General features: G+C 38.7%; 13 protein-coding genes and 9 tRNA genes. 2 read left to right on the top strand and 20 right to left on the bottom strand.

What is annotated here, in order from left to right; translation table 11 throughout:
• The gene (locus GQR47_RS14535; protein WP_165723928.1) at nt 1-2,370 is read right to left on the bottom strand and encodes a TonB-dependent receptor; all 2,370 of its coding nucleotides are present in this window, start codon (nt 2,368-2,370) and stop codon (nt 1-3) included.
• A 202-nt stretch (nt 2,371-2,572) separates the two neighbouring features.
• Nucleotides 2,573-3,616: an alkene reductase gene (locus tag GQR47_RS14530; protein WP_165723927.1), complete on the bottom strand. Its 1,044-nt coding sequence runs from the start codon at nt 3,614-3,616 to the stop codon at nt 2,573-2,575.
• Nucleotides 3,617-3,840: 224 nt separating this feature from the next.
• Between GQR47_RS14530 and GQR47_RS14525 the strand changes: the two genes are divergently transcribed.
• Nucleotides 3,841-4,230: a DUF2750 domain-containing protein gene (locus tag GQR47_RS14525; protein ID WP_165723926.1), complete on the top strand. Its 390-nt coding sequence runs from the start codon at nt 3,841-3,843 to the stop codon at nt 4,228-4,230.
• A gap of 66 nt (nt 4,231-4,296) precedes the next feature.
• Here the strand turns inward: GQR47_RS14525 and GQR47_RS14520 are convergent, their stop codons facing one another.
• Together GQR47_RS14520 and GQR47_RS14515 are read right to left on the bottom strand one after the other, a co-directional pair.
• Nucleotides 4,297-5,166: an alpha/beta hydrolase gene (locus GQR47_RS14520; protein ID WP_165723925.1), complete on the bottom strand. Its 870-nt coding sequence runs from the start codon at nt 5,164-5,166 to the stop codon at nt 4,297-4,299.
• A gap of 106 nt (nt 5,167-5,272) precedes the next feature.
• Entirely contained in the window at nt 5,273-6,598 is a 1,326-nt protein-coding gene (locus tag GQR47_RS14515; RefSeq protein WP_024595955.1) for an OprD family outer membrane porin, read from the bottom strand.
• Between the two features lie 622 nt (nt 6,599-7,220).
• Between GQR47_RS14515 and GQR47_RS14510 the strand changes: the two genes are divergently transcribed.
• A complete protein-coding gene (locus tag GQR47_RS14510) occupies nt 7,221-9,899 on the top strand; it encodes a CHASE domain-containing protein (protein WP_024595954.1) in 2,679 nt (892 codons plus the stop codon).
• 70 nt (nt 9,900-9,969) lie between these two features.
• Here GQR47_RS14510 and GQR47_RS14505 read toward each other — a convergent pair.
• The 16 genes from GQR47_RS14505 to tolQ form a co-directional block, all read right to left on the bottom strand.
• Nucleotides 9,970-10,059: transfer RNA gene (locus tag GQR47_RS14505), tRNA-Ser, on the bottom strand.
• A gap of 176 nt (nt 10,060-10,235) precedes the next feature.
• Nucleotides 10,236-11,276 (bottom strand): quinolinate synthase NadA, encoded by a 1,041-nt coding sequence (gene nadA, locus GQR47_RS14500; RefSeq protein ID WP_002962419.1) that lies wholly within the window; start codon nt 11,274-11,276, stop codon nt 10,236-10,238.
• Between the two features lie 141 nt (nt 11,277-11,417).
• Nucleotides 11,418-11,493: transfer RNA gene (locus GQR47_RS14495), tRNA-Lys, on the bottom strand.
• A 63-nt stretch (nt 11,494-11,556) separates the two neighbouring features.
• A tRNA-Lys gene (locus tag GQR47_RS14490) sits at nt 11,557-11,632 on the bottom strand.
• A gap of 84 nt (nt 11,633-11,716) precedes the next feature.
• A tRNA-Lys gene (locus GQR47_RS14485) sits at nt 11,717-11,792 on the bottom strand.
• A gap of 24 nt (nt 11,793-11,816) precedes the next feature.
• Nucleotides 11,817-11,892, bottom strand: a tRNA-Lys gene (locus tag GQR47_RS14480).
• 83 nt (nt 11,893-11,975) lie between these two features.
• Nucleotides 11,976-12,051: transfer RNA gene (locus tag GQR47_RS14475), tRNA-Lys, on the bottom strand.
• A gap of 85 nt (nt 12,052-12,136) precedes the next feature.
• Nucleotides 12,137-12,212: transfer RNA gene (locus tag GQR47_RS14470), tRNA-Lys, on the bottom strand.
• Between the two features lie 84 nt (nt 12,213-12,296).
• Nucleotides 12,297-12,372, bottom strand: a tRNA-Lys gene (locus GQR47_RS14465).
• A 70-nt stretch (nt 12,373-12,442) separates the two neighbouring features.
• A tRNA-Lys gene (locus GQR47_RS14460) sits at nt 12,443-12,518 on the bottom strand.
• 226 nt (nt 12,519-12,744) lie between these two features.
• Nucleotides 12,745-13,494 (bottom strand): tol-pal system protein YbgF, encoded by a 750-nt coding sequence (ybgF, locus tag GQR47_RS14455; protein WP_033021320.1) that lies wholly within the window; start codon nt 13,492-13,494, stop codon nt 12,745-12,747.
• A gap of 13 nt (nt 13,495-13,507) precedes the next feature.
• Entirely contained in the window at nt 13,508-14,050 is a 543-nt protein-coding gene (gene pal, locus GQR47_RS14450) for a peptidoglycan-associated lipoprotein Pal (protein ID WP_002960636.1), read from the bottom strand.
• Between the two features lie 34 nt (nt 14,051-14,084).
• Nucleotides 14,085-15,443 (bottom strand): Tol-Pal system beta propeller repeat protein TolB, encoded by a 1,359-nt coding sequence (gene tolB, locus GQR47_RS14445; RefSeq protein ID WP_154903884.1) that lies wholly within the window; start codon nt 15,441-15,443, stop codon nt 14,085-14,087.
• Between the two features lie 9 nt (nt 15,444-15,452).
• Nucleotides 15,453-16,379, bottom strand: coding sequence for a cell envelope integrity protein TolA (gene tolA / locus GQR47_RS14440; protein ID WP_002960639.1), 927 nt, complete (start codon nt 16,377-16,379; stop codon nt 15,453-15,455).
• A 4-nt stretch (nt 16,380-16,383) separates the two neighbouring features.
• A complete protein-coding gene (gene tolR / locus GQR47_RS14435; RefSeq protein ID WP_002960641.1) occupies nt 16,384-16,812 on the bottom strand; it encodes a protein TolR in 429 nt (142 codons plus the stop codon).
• On the bottom strand, nt 16,799-17,503 hold the full coding sequence (gene tolQ / locus GQR47_RS14430; protein WP_002960643.1) for a protein TolQ: 705 nt from the start codon (nt 17,501-17,503) through the stop codon (nt 16,799-16,801). The genes tolR and tolQ overlap by 14 nt, the downstream gene beginning before the upstream one ends.
• Nucleotides 17,504-17,614: the final 111 nt, after the last annotated feature.

Genomic DNA, 17,614 nt, shown 5'->3' with positions numbered 1-17,614 from the left:
TTAAAAGTCAGCGGTAAATGTAACTGCTGCGGTGCGTGGCGCGCCAATGTAATAAGTAGCGCCGTTACCAGTACCACCTGCTAAGTAGCTTTTGTCAGTAACGTTATAAACAACAAACGATACGTCAATGGCTTTAAACGGACCTGCATCTACGTCAGTTGAATAACCTGCATTAAAATCAAGTACAGTGTAGCCGTCTACTTTATTACGCGTGCGAGTGTCTTCGTCTTGCCATGCACCTAAGCGCTCACCGGTGTATTTAGCCGATAAACCAACACGAAAGCCATCGCTAAAGTAATCGGTAGATACCACAAATAAATCTTCTGATGAATCTATTATGCTGTCGCCTTTTCTAAAGCTCGGTGCTACCTCATTACCACTTTCATCTCTTAATATTACACCCTGTGAATCGTATGCATTTGGATCATCGGATGAATACTCAGAACTGCTATTTGTATACGACGAGTACACGCTCCAGCTTGGTGTTAACATATAGCTTGCTGCAAGCTCGAGCCCATTTGAGTCAATACCCCCTACATTTACGTACGAGCCATTTGTACCAATGGTGTAATCAATCCCATCTGTGCCACTACCAGGGGCAATAAAGGTAATGCGGTTATCAAACTTAACACTGTAAGCCGTTGCTGTAAGGGTTAATCTGTCGGCTTGGTAACGTACACCAAAGTCGATGTTGTCGGCAGTTTCTGGCTCTATGTTTATAAGTGTTGAGCTATCTCGCTCAAGTACACCGTCTTTTATTGCTGAAAAATTCTCGCTGTAACTAGCAAATAATTCTGTGCTGTTATTTAGCTGATACAATACACCACCACTAAATAACACGTCTGAGTCGCTATCTACTTTATCTGATCTTTCGTTAGCAAAGTGGTCGTATTTTTGTAATTCAACTAAATATTGTTTTGCACCAATATTTAATGTTAAGTCGCCAAAATTAATCGAGTCTTGTAGGTACCATTTGAATGTATCGGTATCAAAAGTGTTTTTGTATTGTGTCCAGTAAGGCGTGCTATCAAAGTGATGATAAATACGCGCATCAATTACTTTGTGCCAATCACGCGATTCATCACGTTCGCTTTGCTCATACCAAAAGCCCGCTTCGATATCGTGATCACCAAATGTAGCTTGGTAATTTGCCGTTACACCTAAACGATCTTTGTTGTAATGCGTGTGGCGGTAAGACATAACAGGCGTTGCTGTTGCATCGTAACACGCAGGATTTAAACCAGGACCCGACTCCCATGGCCAGCTCAAACTTTGCGTACAATCGGCATCTGGTGCAAGCGGGTTGCCTTCACTATCAGCAAAACCATAAGAGCCTGCATTAGTGCCACCCTCGGTTGTTGGGTCACCATTTTCATCAACAGGCGTTGTTAAATAAGGTGGGATCCAATCGCCGCGACCTGAATTTTTATGATAATAAGGGCTAACAGTTAATAATGAAGTTGGTGAAATAGCGTATTCAAATTTTAAATAGCCTAAGGTATTTTCACGAAGCGTTCCCCAACCTTCTGCAAACATTTGGTCAAAATGCGGAACTCCTGTCCAATTCCATGTTAGCTGATCCCAATCGGGTGTTTGTTCAAACTGCTCAAGGCTTACGCTGTTATAGTTTGTCTCGCTTACATCATCGTAAGATAAACGACCAGTGAGTGTTAAATCGTCAAAATTAGATACAAACTTAAGCTCTGCGTGTTGGTTGTCTTTGCCCCCATTACTGCCTGAACCAATCCAGCGGCTTGTATCGGTTTGCGAGTAACTTACGTACGCTTGGGTGTTATTAAAAACAGTGCCTGTTTCGTGTTTAATATAATAACGCGTGGCATCGTGGCTGCCTGATGTATAAGCAAAGGTAGTGCCTTTTTCAAGGCTTGGGTCTTTACTTACAAAGTTAAATGTCCCGCCTAGTGCTTCAAGTGAAGCCGACTTAATATCAGAGGTACCTTGACCTACTTCTACCGTTGCTAAATTTTCACTCTCCAAGTAACGGTTAGCTTTAGCACCACCGCCGTAATTAGAGCCACCATTGGGAATGCCATCAACGGTCATACCTAATTGTTGTTGGTTTCCATCAATACTAAAACCACGCATAGTGATTGTAGTAGACCAATCGTCGCCACCAAATGCATCACCTTCGTTTATGCTAATACCTGGTAAGTTATCAATAACCGATAATATGCTCGATACCGAACTTTGCTGCTCAAGCATTGCAGGCTCAATAACATTGTTAGCGTAGCTCGTTGGTTTAGCTACAACGGTTACTTCTTCTATGGTGTTGTCGTTAGCATAAGTAGATATTGATACCGCCATGGCAATAGCCATGCTCAATAGCGATTTGTTTTTTAAAGCGTACATTGTTGTCCCGTTTAGTTTTAATTATGAAATATGAAAACGAGCACAGTATGAATTTTAAATATGACAACGAGGATGAACTTTATTTACATAAAGGTTAAACAAATATGGAAGATTTATGGCGAGAATATGTACAAAAAAAGACACTCAAAGGTTTAACTTTGTGTGCCTTAATTATTTTCTAGAACTTATTACAAATAGTAATTTATTTTAATTCAGCTAGCATTTCATCGCTGTATGGTACTAGTTCTTCACCGTTTGCAATTTTGCTAATGTAATCTGGGTTTGCGATAAGTGGGCGACCAATAGCGATTAAATCAAACTTAGCATCGTTAATTGCCTCTTTTGCTGACTCAAAAGTATAGCTGCCTACGCCTACTAATGTACCTTTGTAGCCTGCACGTAAAAATTCAGACGTCGTTTTACCTTCAAGCGATTCAAACGTTGTACTGTCGTCAAAAATACCGCCGTGTAAGTATGCTAAATCTCTCTTCTCAAGCTCTGGTAATAAGTAATCGAATACCGCTTTATCACGGCTATCTTCGCTCATATTAAAATAAGCACCCGGTGTAACACGTAAAGCAGTACGCTCGTTACCTACAGCGGCGATAACTGCATCGGTTACTTCTAGTGCAAAACGCGACATATTTTCAGGCGTTTGACCGTATTCGTCGCTGCGTGTATTTGCAGCGTAATGTAAAAACTGGTCAATCAAATACCCGTTAGCACCGTGAATTTCTACCCCGTCAAAACCCGCTTCAATCGCATTTTCTGCCGCTTTTGCGTAATCAGCTACTAGGCCCTTAATGTCATCTATAGTCGCTGCTTTTGGTGTGATGTATGTAAGCTCACGCATACGAGGTACAGAGCCTTCAACGCCAATTGCCGATGGTGCCAGTACATCGCCATCAAAAAAGTGAGGATGTGCAACACGGCCAACATGCCAAAGCTGTGCAAACATTTTGCCGCCATTAGCGTGCACTGCGTCTGTTACTTTTTTCCAACCTTGAATTTGCTCACTGGTAAATAAACCCGGTGTATTTGGGTAACCTTGCGCATCTGGACGAATAATAGTTGCTTCGCTAATAATTAAACCGGTTTCGGCACGGCGAGCATAATATTCAACCATATCTTGTGTTGGCACTAAGTTATCGTCAGCCATACAACGCGTTAATGGTGCCATAAGTACGCGGTTTTTAAGCTCAATCGTATTATTTAGTTTAAACGGAGCAAGTAGATCAGTAGTCATTTTTCAATCCTTCATTAAGTATATGCTTATTACAATGTGGCCTTTTTACAAACATTCAAGCTTATTTTGAATGATCGCTCAAATTAGTTGTGACTTATACTGTTCAATATACAAATTAGATCTGCATTGCTGAAATTAAATAGCAACTTTTCAACACTCTGTCATATAACTCGATATACTTGTGTGCATATAATTTAGATATAGTAATTAAGAGTGAGCTAATTATGACAACGCCAAATTTAAGCGAAGAACAAGCTGTAATTTTAGGGCTTGGGGCAAAAAAACGCCTAGCCTATATGTTCGAAACCGTACAACAATTTAAACAAGTATGGATTTTAAACGACAATGATGGCTGCGTTATGCTTGCCAACGAAGATGACGACTGTGTGCCAGTTTGGCCAACTCGCGAATTTGCAGAAGCATGGGCAACTGGCGAATGGGCTGGCTGCAGCGCTAAAGCAATTCCACTTGCTGACTGGTTTAGTCGCTGGACACCAGGCCTTGAAGAAGATGACCTACTTATTGCAGCCTTCCCTACAGAGGAAGACGACGGCACGATATTGTTTTCAGACGAGTTTGAAAAACAATTAAAAGCACCGAAGAAAAAATATTAAGGTTCAAAGCCTAAATACTCAGAGTTATTAATTTATAAACGCGGCACTTAATTTAGTGCCGCGTTTTTATTGGCAATTTCTAAAATCCAAATAAGCCTGCGTAATAGCATCTGGATTTTCTACTTGCGGATAATGCCCAAGCTCTACAAACTCTTGTACGCGCGCATTCGGAATAAGCTTTTTATAATGTTCAATCATGTGCTTACCAGAGATAGGATCTTCTGCGCCTGCTATAAACGTAAGTGGTATATTGCTATTTATGATGGCACCAACCCAGCGTTCTCGGTTTTGCTGCCTCTGCTTTATATAGCTAATGAGTTTAGGCATAACGGCTAAACCATCTTTATGAATTAGCAGCTCCCAAAGTGTGTCTACCACTTGTTTTGAGGGCGGTGTACTTTTACTAAAAATAGTAACTAAATTATTGGCAAATTTTTGTTTATTCATTAATTTTGGCACTATCCAACCTAGCTTTGAAAGTAAAAGCTTTTGTATAAATAATGGTTTATGCACCTCAGGAAATAACCCACCATTTAAAAAACACACGCTGTTTATTTTAAAGTCACTTTGGCTAACCACTTGCCTTGCTAATAACTCTTGAGCCACTGTATCGCCATAGTCATGAGCTAAAATATGTACGTCATTAATATTTAACGTTTTTAAAAATTGGGTATATAAGTCGGCTTGTTCGGTAATTTTATAAGTAGCGTTTATTGGTTTATCTGACAAACCAAAACCTAGCATATCGAGCGTAATTACAAAATAATGTTCACTAAGTGTTTGCCACATACCTTCCCAATCCCAGCTAGCACTTGGAAAGCCATGTATTAAAAGCAGCGCAGGCTTAGTTATATCACCAGCTATTTTTGTAAATATTTGATGGCCAGAAATATGAGTGAATTGGCCCTGCGATTGCCACTGTTGAAGAGAAAACATATATTAGCTTTATTTTTATTATCTATTTGTTAGTTTTATCATAGTGGTAATTAATAAAGGAAATAAAACCAATGTATAAATTTGCATTGGCTTATTAAACGTTATTTTAAAATTTAATAGTGTAATCTACATAAACTCGGTGGTCGGCTCTGTCGCCTTTAACACCATCAACGCTGCCTGATTTTTCGGTTGTATAATCTACAAATAACCAGCGCAAACTTAAGCCTTTTATTTTCTCAACTTTATAGCGCGTATCTACAGCCCAATATTTTTCATCAGCTGTGCCAGCTAACTTACCCAGCGCAGAGTTTTCCGCATCGCTACCGCTTGTGTAGTAAAACTTTGTTGTTAAACCTGGCGATACTGCTTTTAAATCAATGCCAAAACGTGCCTGCCACGTTGCCTCGTTTTGATTTGTTAAATCGGCACCAATCAATGAGCGAGTTGGAAATGGGTTTGTACCATGATCGCCACTAAAGTTATCTTCAATCCAAGCATCACTTACTTTAGTAAATGCCGCACCTACACTCCAAATATCTTTTTTCCAATCAGCATCTAAGTAATAGGCAAATCCATCGTTTTCACTTTTAGTTAAACCTGTTAATGCGCCAGTTGCATCTTCATCATCTAAATCGCCGCCCTCTGCGCCTGTTACAAATAAATCACCATCATCTTGTGAGGTAAATATGCCAGTTGAAAGGGTTAACTTACTTTGCTCAAGTTTAATGTCGTAACTGATTTTTAATCCCATTTTACTTAGATAATTGTGCGAATTTAAATATTCAGCCTCTAATGTTATGTCGTCTTTTTTATGCGTAGCACCTACGCCCCAAATTACGCTAATGGCGCCAGGTGCCGATTGGTCGGTAGAAAAGTCTTCCCATCTATCATCATGTCGACGGCTCCATTTGTCGTATACGTAACCATATAATTTAGTGTTGCCGATTTTATAGTCGCCAAAAACACCTCGAAAAGTATTAGGAATAGCACGGCTGCCTGAGCTTTTTAAAAGCATGCTTTTGGTTTTTTGCCCACCTACTTTAACGTGACCGTTTTTGCCCAATTTAAAATCTAAAAAATATTGACCAAATTTAGAAAAGCTATCGTCTACTCCACCACTCTCATTACCTGCTGGTAAAATATTACCTGCGGCTGAACCTGTAGAGTTAATATTCATTACGGTGTAAGTCGATACACCCACATTCAATAAATCATTTATATAACCTGATGTGTAATTGAGCTCTATACCTTGAGCAAAAGTTGAATCGTCACTTGCGTCGTTATCGTAGTCACGGTCGAAATAAATTGATCTAAGTTTTATATTAAATTCATCTTGTTCTGTCAGCCCATTAACAGCAGCATACGAAGGAATAGAAATGCATGTTAATACTGCGCCTGTTGCCGCAAGTAATTTAGATACTCGGTGAGCCATAGTTATCTCCGTTACCTTGTTTTTTAAGTTTTTACTGTGCAGCACATAGGGATGTGTATGCTTTTTGACCTACACGGCAAACATGTCATAAGGTAATTACATTTCAAGTAATTACCTTTCTTTCATGCTAATAAATATAGAACAATATAAATTTATAATGTTTTAATTTTTATATTATAAAATAGTAAGAGTTTGTTTTATTACGGATGAATTGTAAAAACTGGTAAAGATTACCTCTTACTCACTCGTATCTAAGTCGCTAATTTTATTTAAAAAAATCATAATATTAATTTAATTTTACTTGATTTAAACTTACCTAAGTAAAGTTATGAGCTGCTGATTTCTTCTAAAAATCAATAAGCACAAAAACCAGCACCTTTTGCTACTACTTTTGTTGGTATCTATAAAGTGATGCAGAATTTATAAATTATTATATTTATATGCACTTTAGTTTTATCTTGAGGCTTAAAATCAACTTTTTAGACTCCCCCTACTCTAAACCTCTATAAAATATATACATTCCAATTAATAACAAAGTTGTGTCTTGAATAATAGGTGCTATATTTATCACGTTATTAAAATAGAAACACACTTACTGCGACTCATGAAAAAGGATTAATTAATGATTCAAGCACGACCGGTTAATAAAGGGTTATTAATCTCACTGCTTCCTCACGTCATTTTATTAGTTGTGGGCATTATACTTACCTACTTTGCTCATATTAAACACCAAGAAGCCATAAAAAATAAAATAAACAATGCGCTTGATAACCGCCTATCATCGCTTTCTACAGGTATTAACAGTAGGCTCGATTTGTATCAATATGGGCTATTTGGTTTAAAGGGCTTTGTACATGGGATAGGTGCAAATAACTTAAACTATCAAGCCATAACTAACTACTCTGGGAGCCGTAACTACGCTAAAGAATTCCCTGGAGCTAATGGTATTGGCTATATAAAAAAAGTTGGCGTTGAGCAATTAAATAAATTTTTGAATGATGCAAAAAACGATAGACCCGATCAGACATTTAATTTGAATACACTCGTAGCGACTAGTGATGAGCATTTTATAATTCAATATATTTTTCCTGAGCAAAAAAACTTACAAGCAATTGGATTAGATATTGGATCTGAGAGCATGCGCAAACAGGCAGCACTAAATGCTGCCATAAATAATACAACCCAATTAACGGCGCCACTGACTTTAGTACAAGCGAATAAACTCTCACAACAAGGCTTTTTAATATTAGTGCCAATATATAAAACCATTACTATTTCTGATAATAAAAAACAGCGCCTTAATGAGCTTTTAGGTTGGGCATATTCGCCGTTGTTAATTGATAAAATTTTAGACTCACTTTCACACCTTGATGAAAATCAACTAACGATAAGTGATATCAATAACAATACTGAGACTGATTTTTTTAGTTATGGCATAAAAAGCAAAACTAACGATTATCAATTAACTAAAATTATAAAATTAATGGGTAGAACGTGGAAAATTACCATTGATGCCTCAGACGCCTTTATTTATAACCTTCATCTCCCTAGTCGGTATCAAGCCATTGTTAATGGCTCTTTCGCCACTATTGGCTGTATGTTTGTAGTTTTTTTAATGCAATTGTTTATTTTTAGAAGAAACCAAAGAATTAAGAGAAAAACACTTCAGGCTAAAAAAAATAAACTCGCATTGCAGCAAGCAAATTTAAAACTAGAAAGCGAAGTTAAACAACGTACGCAAGAAATAGCCGATATGAGCATGCTCCAACAAAGTATTTTAAACAGTGCTAGTTATTCAATTATTGCGACCGACACAAACGGCTTAATCACTCTATTTAATCCCGCCTCAGAAAAGTTATTAGGCTACAAAGCGCAAGATGTTATTGGCATTAAAAACCCTGGCATATTTCATTTAAAAGAAGAAATTATAAAAAAGGCTAAACTACTTAGTGCTGAATTAAATAAACCTGTCAACCCTGGTTTTGAAGTATTTATCTTAAAAGCAACAGCAACAGAGCCAGATATTAATCAATGGACATACATTTCTTCTACAGGCGAGCAAATACAAGTTAATTTAAGTGTCACTTCGTTGTTAAATAACGAAGGAGACACCGTTGGCTACTTAGGTATTGCTTACGATTTAACAGAACAAATTGACCACGAGCAAGCCCTTGGTCACTCAAAAGAACTTGCTGAGCAAGCATCGCAAGCAAAGTCTGAATTTTTAGCAAATATGAGCCACGAAATACGAACCCCAATGAACGGTATACTTGGCACATTACAACTATTACAAGAACAACCGCTTAATGAAAAATCAAAAGAGTATTTAAAAAAATCACTGTATTCAACTCGAGCTCTCACCACCATTATTAACGATATTCTTGATTTTTCTAAAATAGAGGCCGGCAAGCTCTCATTAGAGCATAAGCCTTTTGATTTTTTTGAACTTATTCATCACTTAGAGTCAGACTTAGGTGTGCAAGCAACAGATAAAAACATTTACCTTAAATTTGTGATTGATATTGAGCACAAGCATTGGGTGGGCGACCCAGTTAGACTCAGGCAGGTATTTTTAAACTTAATATCTAACGCGATTAAGTTTACATCTCAAGGTGGCGTTACAGTAACGTTTAGGCTAACCGACGAAAACAAAATATGTTGTTGTATATCAGACACCGGAATTGGAATTTCTGAGCAGGCAATTGATCGATTGTTTGAGCGCTTTGAACAAGCGGAGCAATCAACCACGCGTGAATATGGTGGTACGGGCCTTGGCTTACCCATCACTAAATCATTAATAGGCCTTATGAATGGCGAAATTAAAGTAACAAGCCAGTTAGGTTCAGGGAGTCAGTTTTATGTGTACTTACCATTAAAACAAGCGCAGGTGGATGACAGCACATTAACAACTAAAAATATTGAGCTTCCTGACCTATCTGGAAAAATTATTTTATTAGCTGAAGATAATAAAATAAATCAGCTTGTTGCAGCTGCGATGCTTGAACCAACTAAAGCCACCATTATTATTGCCAACAATGGTTTAGAAGCGATTTCATTATACGAGTTACACAAACCAGACATTATTTTTATGGACATTCAAATGCCAAAAATGGATGGTCTTCAGGCATGTAAAATAATTAAGACGCTTAATAGCGAACAAATTGTTATTGCATTAACTGCTAATGTTTTTACAGAACAAAAAGAAATATACAGGCAGCTATTTGATGGTTACGTTTCAAAACCAATCGAAAAACATGAACTTGTCGGCATGTTATCGACACTTTGCTTAGTAAATAATTAGTCATTCTGAGGGCATTAAAAAACCCAGTTATTGTTACCTTTCGATATTAATAACTGGGCTCTAAGAATAATGGTGGAGGGAGAGGGATTCGAACCCTCGTTAGGGATAAACCTAAACACACTTTCCAGGCGTGCGCCTTCAGCCACTCAGCCATCCCTCCACGGTGCTGCAATTGTGTAATGCAACAGCGCGCTATAGTATGAAATAGACCCTTAAGGTGCAAGGCATTTTTAAATTTGGGCCTTTAAATGCTTACTAATCAAGCAACACTTACCTATAGGCACAAAAAAACGGCTAAATCTAAGACTTAACCGTTTTTAATTTATACTTTAAAAGTTACTTAGCCATGCTCGCAGTAAACTCAAGCATGCGATTTAAGGATTTAAGAGCGCCTTCGCGTAAATCCATATCAACGAATACTTCTTTGCCTTTAGGACTTATGAGGGCTTCTTCAATCGCTTTTAAGCCATTCATTGCCATCCAAGGGCAATGTGCGCAACTTTTACATGAAGCGCCCTCACCTGCCGTAGGAGCCGCAAAAAACTCTTTATCTGGACATAGTTGCTGCATTTTATAAAAGATGCCGCGATCGGTTGCTACAATAAACTTTTTGTTGTCCATTGTTTGCGCTGCTTTGATTAATTGGCTCGTAGATCCAACCGAATCGGCAAGAGCAACTATTTCTGCTGGTGACTCAGGATGAACTAATACGCCTGCATCTGGGTGTAGCGCTTTCATGTCTTTAAGTGCTTTTGTTTTAAACTCGTCATGTACAATACATGCGCCATTCCACATAAGCATATCAGCACCGGTATTTTTTTGAATATAACTACCAAGGTGCTTATCTGGGCCCCAAATGATTTTTTCGCCTTGCTCATCGAGGTGCTCTACTATTTCAAGTGCACAGGATGAAGTTACAATCCAATCTGCACGTGCTTTAACAGCCGTAGAGGTGTTTGCATATACAACTACTTTACGATCAGGGTGCTGATCGCAAAACGCAGAGAACTCGTCTATCGGGCAACCAATATCTAACGAACATGTTGCTTCAAGCGTTGGCATAACAACCGTTTTATTTGGCGTTAAAATTTTGGCTGTTTCGCCCATAAATTTTACGCCCGCAACAATAATCATATCTGCATCGTGACGTGCGCCAAAACGCGCCATTTCTAGCGAGTCGGCAACGCAGCCGCCGGTTTCTTCAGCAAGTGCTTGAATTTCAGGATCGGTATAATAATGGGCAACAAGTACTGCATTTTTATCTTTTAGTAATTGTTTTATACGCGCTTTATATTCGCCTTGCTCGTCTTGTGTTAACGGTGCTGGCTTAGGGGGAAAAATATAACCTTCAGGCATAATAGTTTGAGCTAGACTCATGTTCTCGACCACTTATCTACAGTGCATTAATTAGGGCGAATTATACGAGAATATGAAAGCAAATAACAGCAAACTAGTAAGGCTGTTTATAAAAAATAAAGTGGGAAATTAAAAAAGAATATAAAAGAAAGTATTAGAGAGTGGTGGGTCATGATGGATTTGAACCATCGACCAATTGATTAAAAGTCAACTGCTCTACCAACTGAGCTAATGACCCGCTCTAATATAAATCTGCTTTGTAAAAAGCTTGCGTAAATCCGCCGATTAAACTGTCATAGAATGGTGGGTTATGATGGATTTGAACCATCGACCAATTGATTAAAAGTCAACTGCTCTACCAACTGAGCTAATAACCCAATCTATGCGCTTATTCAATTATGAATGAAGCTTACGTATATCCGCCGATTGATACCAAACACTATTCACAAGGAATAAAAGAATGGTGGGTCATGATGGATTTGAACCATCGACCAATTGATTAAAAGTCAACTGCTCTACCAACTGAGCTAATGACCCGCTCTTATATAACTTTTCATAGAATGGTGGGTTATGATGGATTTGAACCATCGACCAATTGATTAAAAGTCAACTGCTCTACCAACTGAGCTAATAACCCGCTCTATGCACTTATTCAATTATGAATGAAGCTTACGTAAATCCGCCGATTGATTCCAAACCGTATTCACAAGGAACAAAGAATGGTGGGTCATGATGGATTTGAACCATCGACCAATTGATTAAAAGTCAACTGCTCTACCAACTGAGCTAATGACCCGCTCTATTGTTGCATTTAAATGCAACTTACTACTTTGCGTAAATCCGCCGATTGGAACCAATCATTATTCACAAGGAACAAAGAATGGTGGGTTATGATGGATTTGAACCATCGACCAATTGATTAAAAGTCAACTGCTCTACCAACTGAGCTAATAACCCATTCCAGTTGCTAACTTATTACTAAGTTAAAGCTTACGTAAATCCGCCGATTGATGCCAAACCGTATTCACAAGGAATAAAGAATGGTGGGTCATGATGGATTTGAACCATCGACCAATTGATTAAAAGTCAACTGCTCTACCAACTGAGCTAATGACCCGCTCTGACGTTGCGTTTTATAACAACTTAGTATTGTACGTAAATCCGCCGATAAAAGACCATTCAAATAATGGTGGGTTATGATGGATTTGAACCATCGACCAATTGATTAAAAGTCAACTGCTCTACCAACTGAGCTAATAACCCGCTCTTTTTGTCGCATTTCGAGTGGGGTAACCATTCGTTTGCTGCGGGCGCTTATAATACTTATTTATAAAATGAGTGCAACCGAAATTGTCTCTTTTTTTAAGTTTTTATGTCTAGATGCACAAAATTAAACCGTTTGTGCTCAAACTACATGCAAATCCAAGATTCTTCGAGAGTTTCCATGTAGTTTGCTCGCCTTAACTAGAAATTTAATCGCTAGTGAACTTTAGTTTCCTAAACGATCAGTTGCTAGTTTTGCAGCGGTAGTACTTGGGTATTGATTGATAAGATCGCTCAATATTTTTTGTGCTTGCGCCGCTGAACCTTGATCTTGTAAAAGTGTGCCTAACTTTAGCATTGCATCTGGGCGTTTATTAGAATTTGGAAATTCGTTAACAACCACTTTAAAATGCTCCACCGCTTTTACGCCATCATTTTTAATAGTAAGCAACTGCCCTAACCAATAATGCGCGTTAGACGCATATACAGAGTTTGGATAGGTAGTTAAAAACGTTTGAAATTCAGGAATCGCTTGATCATAACGTTTATCTTTCATTATTAACGCAACAGCACGCTCGTACGCTTCATTTTCAGATAAGTCACTGCTGTAGCTCTGTGCATCGTTTGGCTGCGCCTGATCGACTACTGGAGCTGCTGTTGGCTGTGTATAAGCTTGGCTCACGCGGTTTTCAATCTCTTGATACAACTCACGCTGACGCTGCAGTACTTTTTCAAGTTTGTAGCTTTGCTCTTCAGTTACACCGCGAATTTGACTTACTTCGTCTTGTAACAAGTTAAGTTGTTGCTGTAACTCTACTTGTAAAAAGTTACGCGACTGCATCATATTCTCAAGCGACGCTAATCGCTTCTCAATACTTGATTGTGAACTTGCAGCTTCTGAAACAGGAGCGGGAGCAGCCATTAACTGGGTGCTCCCGCTCAATATCATGGCTGCCAAAATAATTTTCGGCTTCATAATATCTCTTATCTTAGTAAACTAGTACCGCACGGCGGTTTTTAGCGAAAGCTGATTCAGTGCGAGATTTAACCATTGGCTTCTCTTCACCGTAGCTTACCACTGACATTTGGCTAGCTGAAACACCTAAGCTTAATAGGTATTTTTCAACTGCTTGGCCACGGTGCTCACCTAGTGCAATGTTGTACTCTGGAGTACCGCGCTCATCTGCGTGGCCTTCAATTAGTACTTTAACTGATGGGTTTTGAACTAAAAACTCAGCATGTGCACGAAGTAAATCAGCGTACTTACCTTCAACAGTTGCTTTATCAAAGTCAAAGTAAATTACTTGCTCTTGACGAAGTGCTTCGTACTTTTGACGAAGTTGCTCTTCTGCTTGTTGCTCAGGAGAGATTGTAGCTACTTCAACTGTATCAGTGTTAGTTGATTGCTCAACAACGCCTTGATTTGATTGGTTTGCAGCACCTTCATCAATATCAGAAGATGAGCTACAAGCTGCTAATGTCATTACTGGCACAGCAATTAGCAGGCCTTTAAGTATTTTGTTAAGTTGCATTGAGTAGATTCCTATTTTGAGTAAACCAGTAATATTACTGTAAGTATGGCGACCAAGCTGGTGCCTTTACTTGTCCGTCTAGCACAGGTAACCGTGCTTTAAAGCGGCCGTCCATCGATACTAGCGCAAGTACCTGTTTATTATTATGGAGCGTGCTGTATATAATCATCGAACCATTTGGCGCTATGCTCGGTGATTCATCTAGGCGTGTTCTCGTTAATACTTGAAACGCACCTGTAGCCAGCTCTTTCTTAGCAAGATGGTACTGCCCGTTGGTACGGTTAACCATCACTAATTCTTTTCCATCTGGTGTTATAGAACCAGCAAGGTTCATATCACCATCAAAGGTGAGTCGTTGTGACCTACCTGTTTTTAAATTTAACTTATAAATCTGAGCATTACCACCCCTTTCAGATGTAAACACAATATCTTGGCCATTAGGGTACCAAGATGGCTCAGTATCTATGCTACGATGATTTGTTAAGCGTGTTTCTTTACGTGTAGCAAGGTCAAGCATGTAAACTTCTGTCGCACCCGTCTTATCCTTAGAAAGCACTAATAATAGCTTTTTACCATCTGGCGAAAACTGCGGTGCACCATTAATACCACGGTAGCTTGCTATTATTTCACGCTTACCTGTGTATATATCTTGAATGTAAATTTGGCTTTGACGGTTTTCAAACGTTACATACGCTAGTTTAGTACCATTTGGTGACCATGCTGGCGACATTAATGGTTCTTTTGAACGAAGTAATACCTGTTCGTTAAAACCATCGTAATCAGCAACGACTAGTTGATAAGGTTTAGGCTCGTTATCACGTACTATTACATATGCAATTTTAGTTAAAAACGCGCCCTTTTCATCCGTTAGCTTTTCATAAATAACATCACTAATGCGGTGTGAATAACGACGAAAACCACTCTCGCCAATAACACTTTCACGCGCTTCTAAAATATGATCTTGGCTTTTAACTAACTTACCGTTACTCATCATTTGCGTATTGCCACCGGTAATTTGGCCGCGAATCACATCAACTAATTCATAACGAACTAAATAACGCCCATCAGTTTGTTGTTCAACCTCACCAACAAGAACAGCTTCAACACCTTTATTAACCCAAGACGCATAATCAATTTCGCCATCTTTACTTGGCTGTTGCGGCATTTGCGCCACATCAACAGGTTTAAACTTACCACTGCGCATTAAATCGGCAGCAATAACACCACTTAGCTTTTCAGGAATTGGACCAACACCTTGGTATTTAAAAGGTACAATGGCAATAGGCCTTGCACCGTCTACACCTTCTGTTATTACAATTTCAAGCGCTGCATTAGCAACACCCGTAAACCCAAACAGTAAAACTAAACAGGCTATTTTTATTTTGTTGAACATATCATTCCTTTAAAATTCTGGCTTGATTGTTAAATTAATATTCTTAAGTTTTTCGAATACGTCTTTATCTTTAGATACCGGTAATGTGTCAGCCATGCGCACAGCTCTTAATGCAGCTTCACATACTAACTTGTCGCCACCTAATGATTTAACTTGCGTTACTAAACCATTAAAGCCCAAACGAATATTAACTCGGCACTGTTGGTTTTTCATTTTTTCATCAATCAGTAAGTTTTGCTGAATACGCGCCATAATTAATGCACGGTACTTATCAACTTCGCTCACCACTTGTTGCTGACGTATTTTACTACGGGCAGCCTGCTCTTTGGCAAGTTGCTCTTGTAACATTTGCTCTTGCATTGCTTGCTGGCGTTTACGTTCGGCCTCAGCAGCACGCTCTTTTGCTTCCTCTTCACGCTTTTTGCGCTCAGCTTCTGCTTTTTTAAGCGCTTCTTCTTCAGCTTTGCGTTTGTCAGCTGCTGCTTTTGCTGCGTTTTCAGCTTCTTGCTTTTGCTTTTCGGCTTGCTTAGCTTTAGCACGCTCTTTTTGCTCAATGGCACGTGCTTTTTTAGCTTCTGCCTCGGCTTGCGCTTTTTCTTTCTCTTTAGCTTTACGCTCTTGTTCTAGCTTTTTAATATTACGTGCTTCTGATTCGCGTTGCTTGCGTGCATTGGCCGCTCTGCGTTCTAAATCACGGATACGTTTATCTTCAGCACTTTTTTTATCTTTTTCTTTCTTTTGAAGTTCAGCAATTTTTTGCTCAACTTGTTTTTGATCAACTGTAACGGCTGATACCGCTTTATCTGGCGTAGGTATAGCCGAATTAAGCGTTACTTCCATTACTTTAGGTGTTGGCGGATGAATATTTGCAGAAGCATACAAAAATCCACCAATCCCTAAATGAAGTACTATTGATTTTACTACTGAACTATTCATACAGCTACTTCCCCTCAAAGGATTCAGTCATTAATCCTACTGATGGTACGCCTGCATTTTTCAAAAAATCCATTAGTAATAATACTTCTTGATACGACACCTTACCCGAGCCTTTAATCATTACCGGCACGTCAGGGTTTTTCATTAGCTGTAATTTTATAACCGCAGCCACATCAAGTGCTTCCATAGGCTCTTCTGGATCAGTACCTACACTCACGTAATATTTACCTTGTGCATCTATTGAGGCAATAATAGGCGGAGTATCTTTAGTATCAACTAAATCAGACTCTTCCATTTTAGGTAAATCAACTTTTACACCATGCGTAATAAGCGGTGCTGTAGCCATAAATATTATAAGTAGTACCAACATTACATCAATGTAAGGTACTACATTAATCTCTGCGACCGGACGGCGCTTTTTACGCTGATACATTCGCTTGTGCCTCTATTTGTGTAGCTGCTTGACGGTGTAAAATATTAGCAAACTCTTCCATAAAGTTAATATAGTGAGACTCAAGCTTTTCAACACTGTTTGAAAAACGGTTATAAGCAATAACAGCAGGTATCGCCGCAAATAAACCCATAGCAGTCGCAATAAGTGCCTCTGCAATACCTGGTGCTACCATTTGTAATGTAGCTTGCTTAACTTCACCTAGTGCTATAAAGGCATTCATTATACCCCACACTGTACCAAACAAACCGATGTACGGACTTATAGAACCTACTGTTGCTAAAAACGATAGACTAGATTCCATTTTTTCAATTTCACGAGAAAGCGCAACACGCATAGAGCGGTGCGTTCCTTCCATAACAATACTCGCACTTTGAAATGTATTCTTTTTATGACGAGCAAACTCTTTAAAGCCCGAAGTAAACAAAGCTTCAATGCCTTGAGACTGACCGCTGCGTGACGATATCTCGTTATATAATTTGCTTAAATCAATACCCGACCAAAACTTTTGCTCAAATTTCTTAGCATTTATTAGCGCATCCGATATTGCTTTTTTACGTTGAAATATAATTGTCCACGACATTACAGACATGGCAACTAGCCCTAACATTACTAATTGAACAAGCAAACTTGCTTCTAAAATTAGATCTAAAAAATTAAGCCCTGATCCCACGTTAAACTCCTAAATAATTTCAAAATACGGCAAATTGGTTAATTTGTGTAAATATGACCGCTTACACGGCCAAAAGTTGCATCTAGTGTATCTAGTCCATTTCAAGCTGAC

Origin of the sequence: Pseudoalteromonas sp. Z1A2 (assembly GCF_011378755.1) — a bacterium.
In the GTDB taxonomy this organism is placed as follows: Bacteria; Pseudomonadota; Gammaproteobacteria; order Enterobacterales; family Alteromonadaceae; genus Pseudoalteromonas; species Pseudoalteromonas distincta.
Note: the sequence above shows the minus strand (reverse complement) of the source record. Positions and strands in the feature narration are given on the sequence as shown.